4 protein-coding genes are annotated in these 4,069 nt (G+C 66.7%); 3 read left to right on the top strand and 1 reads right to left on the bottom strand.

The window, feature by feature from the left end:
- The first annotated feature begins 215 nt into the window (after positions 1-215).
- Positions 216-1,223: a fatty acid desaturase family protein gene (locus ACRDSQ_RS26680; RefSeq protein ID WP_431424749.1), complete on the top strand. Its 1,008-nt coding sequence runs from the start codon at positions 216-218 to the stop codon at positions 1,221-1,223.
- 79 nt (positions 1,224-1,302) lie between these two features.
- Positions 1,303-1,584, top strand: coding sequence for a hypothetical protein (locus tag ACRDSQ_RS26675; protein ID WP_431424748.1), 282 nt, complete (start codon positions 1,303-1,305; stop codon positions 1,582-1,584).
- Positions 1,585-1,908: 324 nt separating this feature from the next.
- Here ACRDSQ_RS26675 and ACRDSQ_RS26670 read toward each other — a convergent pair whose 3' ends face one another.
- Positions 1,909-2,508: a cysteine hydrolase gene (locus ACRDSQ_RS26670; RefSeq protein ID WP_431424746.1), complete on the bottom strand. Its 600-nt coding sequence runs from the start codon at positions 2,506-2,508 to the stop codon at positions 1,909-1,911.
- A gap of 104 nt (positions 2,509-2,612) precedes the next feature.
- Here ACRDSQ_RS26670 and ACRDSQ_RS26665 point away from each other — a divergent pair.
- The coding region (locus ACRDSQ_RS26665; protein ID WP_431424744.1) for a GMC family oxidoreductase at positions 2,613-4,069 on the top strand (1,457 nt) is incomplete at its 3' end.

The following is a 4,069-nucleotide window of genomic DNA, read 5'->3' as shown; positions in this document are numbered from 1 at the left end:
GCCCCGTCCCGCGGCCCACGGCTGTGTGGGATTTGCCAACGTTCTGGTCGTCCACGCGCACGAACGCTGATTGTCGCTTGGGGTTTGGCCGCTGTTCTGCGGTTCACGGCGGGTTCGGCCTTATGGTCGCTGGGAGTGCGGCGACCGCTGACGGCAGAACATTCCCTGACGGGCTTCGCCACGGATGTCCTGTTCGTCGACGGAGGTTGCCCACGATGACCGAACTACTGGCTGAACGGCGAGGCAGCGACTTCGCCGACCTGGCCCGCACGATCAAGGCCGCAGGCCTGCTCGACCGGCGATACGGCTATTACGCGGTCAGGATGGCGCTTACCGCACTGGCCTTGGCCGGGGTGGCCGTCGGCTTCGTCTTCCTCGGTGACTCGTGGTGGCAGTTGCTGCTGGCGGTGGGTGTGGCGTTGGTGTCCACGCAGTTCGGTTTCCTCGGCCACGACGCCGGTCACCGGCAGATCTTCACTTCCCGCAAGTACAACGACCTGGTCGGCTACATCTGCGGCACCGTCACCGGCATCAGCTACGGCTGGTGGGTGGGCAAGCACAACCGCCACCACGCCAACCCGAACCACGACGACGACCCGGACATCGACATTCCCGCGTTGGCGTTCAGCCGCGATCAGGCCCGCACCAAGACCGGCCCGCTGCGCTGGATCGCGGCCTACCAGGCGTACCTGTTCCTCCCGCTGCTGCTGACCCAGGGCGTCCTGCTCAAGGTCGCCGGCGTGGAAGCGATCGTCAAGCGTGAGGTCAAGGCGGTCCGGCTGGAGGCGTTCCTGTTCGTCGCCCACGTGGCGGCGTACCTGACGGCGGTGTTCCTGGTGCTCTCACCGGGCAAGGCCGTGCTGTTCATCCTCGTGCACCACGGCGTCATGGGCGTCCACCTGGGCCTGTCCTTCGCCCCGAACCACAAGGGCATGCCGCTGGTGGCGAAGGACGAAAAGCTCGATTTCCTCCGCAAGCAGGTCCTGACCTCGCGCGACATCCTCGGCAACCACGGGGTCGACATCATGCTGGGCGGCCTGAACTACCAGATCGAACACCACCTGTTCCCGAACATGCCGAGCGTCAATCTGCGGCACGCGCAACCGATGGTGCGCGATTACTGCGCGAGCATCGGGGTGCCTTACCTGGCTTGCGGAATGCTTGAGTCGTACCTGCAGGTGCTCAGCCATCTCCATGACTCCGGCGAACCTCTCCGCACCTGACGGTTTCCGCTGACCACGACACCGCCGGCGAGCCCGCTAAGTCGGTCAAGCAAACGGCCGACCGAGCGGGAGTCGTGGCATGCACAAACCGGTGCTGTATCTGATGATTTGCGGCGCCGGTCCGGCCGATCACATCGACCGCGTGATCAAGCTCGCCCATGTCGACGGCTGGGACGTCTGGTGTCTGGCGACGCCTGCTGCTGTTGAGCACTTCCTCGACTTGGGTGCGCTCGAGGCGCGCACCGGCCACCAGCGAGCGGGCCGACCGGCGCTGCCCAAGGCCACGGCCGTGATCGTGGCCCCGGCTACCTACAACCGATCAACAAGTGGGCGGCAGGCATTGCCGACACTTACGTCCTGACCCAACTCGCTGAGCTGACCGGACTCGGGGTGCCAATCGTGGTGCTGCCGTTCGTCAACACCGCACTAGCCGCCAACCGCGTCTTCCAGCGCAGCGTCGCCGAGCTGCGCGAGTCTGGGGTGACCGTGCTTTTCGGCTAGGGTGGCTTCGTGCCACATCCTCCACGAACCGGCGGTCAGGTAATGGACAACTACCCGTGGGAGGCCGCCGTGCGCGAGGCCCACGCGGCAACGAGGAGCGGCTGACACATGACCGGTCACTGTGAGCAGACCCACCTCAATCCGACGCCGGACAAGGCATCCACCCGCCGCTTGCCTGTGGTGGCTAGGGCAGAAGGGCAAGTGCTTCCTCTGCGGTAAGGCAGCCTGCGGTCGTCATCTCCAGGTTGGCCAGAGAAGCGACGTGGGCTTCCTCCGTCGCAGCCGTGACGCAGTCGCTGATGGGGTGCACGGCCAGGCCCAGGTCTGTCCCGTGTCGGGCGGTCTGTTCCACGGTCAGGTTCGTGGCCACTCCGGTGATGAACACCGTGTCGATCTCGTGTTCGGCGAGCCACTTCGTCAGATCATTGCCCGCCAGACCCGCCAGCTTCTGGTTGTCGACGACGTGGTCCGCCTGCCCCGCCATCTCCGGGATCAAAGCCGCTCCGTGGGAGTCCGGCCGAAACGACTCCTGGGCGCTCGCGACAGCGGTCATGAAGCCGGTGTTGCGGACCAAGCCGCCTTCGCCGACCGGGACGGTGAACCTGGTGAAGACGGCCGGGACTCCGAGCGCGCGGGCGGCGGAGTGAAATGCGACAGCCCGGTCGACCACGCCGCTCTTGGCTACTGGTTCGGCGAGCATTCCGCCGAAGAAGCCCTCGGGCTTGATGACGTTGACCTGCCAGTGCAGGGCGAGAACGGCGAGACGCCGCGGGTCCAGGGTCATAGGGGGATCATGCCGATTTTCTTCCGGGTTGACACCTGGACGCTTCCGCTGAAGATAGAACGTGTTCTAGTGTGGGGGTCCATCGTGGCTCCGGAGGTCGGCGCATGAAGCATCCTGACTATGTCGTCGTCGGCGCGGGCAGCGCGGGTTGCGCCGTGGCCCGACGGCTCGCCGAGAGCGGGGCCGAGGTCGTGCTCCTCGAAGCCGGTCCCGCCGACAAGTCCAGGCTGGTGCGCAAGCCCGGCATGATCGCGGTGTTCCACAACATCCCGCAGCTCAAAAAGCGGCTGGACTGGAGTTATTACTCAGTTCCCCAGCCCAACGCGCTCGACCGGCGGATTCCGCAGACGCGTGGGCGCGTGCTCGGGGGGTCCAGTTCGATCAACGGGATGATCTTCGTTCGGGGCAACCGGCGCAACTATGACGACTGGGCCGCTGAGGGCTGCGACGGGTGGGGTTTCGACGATGTCCTGCCCAGCTTCAAGCGCATGGAGGACTGGGCCGACGGCGGCAACGACCTTCGCGGCGCCAACGGTCCGATCAAGGTCACGCGGCAGCAGGGGATGACGGCCGCCTCCGAGGCGTTCATCGAGGCGATGAGTGAGACCGCCGGGGTCAAGAAGAACGACGACTACAACGGCGAGGAACAGGAAGGCGCGAGTGTCGTCCAGCAGAACATCGACGGCGGACTGCGCTACAGCTCGTCCATCGGCTATCTCGGGGCGGGACTGCCGAACCTGACGGTGCGTACCGGGGTGACGGTCTCGCGTGTCGTGATCGAGGGTGGTCGGGCGGTCGGGGTGGAGATCCTGACGAAGTCCGGGCCCGAGGTCATCCGCGCCTCCCGTGAGGTGGTGCTGTCGGCAGGCGTGTTCGGTTCGGCTCAGCTGTTGATGCTCTCCGGCGTCGGACCGGCCGAACACCTGCGGGACAAGGGAATCGAGGTGCGGGCCGACCTGCCGGTCGGCGACAACCTGCACGACCACATGTTCGTCCCGATGACCTACCTGACCAAGAGTGCGCAGCACCGCGGCACCGGGCCCTACTTCGCCAAAGGCGTGCTGAAAGAGGCCGTCTCGGGCGGAACCTGGGTGGGGCGCACGGTGTTCGAGTCCGTCGGTTTCGTGCGCAGCTCCCGCGCCGGTGCGGTGCCCGACATCCAACTGCTGGCGCTGCCGTGGTCCTACCCGTTCCCCAACCAGGACGCCCCGATCCGGCACGCCGTCGACCCGCGGCCCGCGCTGACCGTGATGGCGACGCTGATCTACCCCGAGAGCCGTGGCACCCTGCGGCTCGCGTCCGCCGATCCGACCGCGGCGCCGCTGATCGATCCGGCCTACCTGACCGCGCGGCGGGACTCCGAACTGTTGCTGGAGAGCATGAAAATGGTCCGCGAGATCATGGCGAACAAGGTCATCGCCGGGGACATCACCGCCGAGCTCTCGCCGGGACCCGACTTCACCGACGCCGACGCCCTGGCGCGCGAACTGCCCAACCGCGCCACGACCGTCTACCACCCGGTCGGCACCTGCCGGATGGGTGTCGACGAGCGCGCGGTCGT

Origin of the sequence: Actinokineospora sp. (assembly GCF_050699995.1) — a bacterium.
Taxonomy (GTDB): Bacteria; Actinomycetota; Actinomycetes; order Mycobacteriales; family Pseudonocardiaceae; genus Actinokineospora.
This window is presented reverse-complemented; position numbering and strand designations above follow the sequence as displayed.

Excerpts from the sequence above, each read along its gene's own strand:
- ACRDSQ_RS26675 (WP_431424748.1), top strand. The coding sequence starts at position 1,303 with ATGCACAAACCGGTGCTGTATCTGATGATTTGCGGCGCCGGTCCGGCC.
- ACRDSQ_RS26670 (WP_431424746.1), bottom strand. The coding sequence starts at position 2,508 with ATGACCCTGGACCCGCGGCGTCTCGCCGTTCTCGCCCTGCACTGGCAG.
- ACRDSQ_RS26680 (WP_431424749.1), top strand. The coding sequence starts at position 216 with ATGACCGAACTACTGGCTGAACGGCGAGGCAGCGACTTCGCCGACCTG.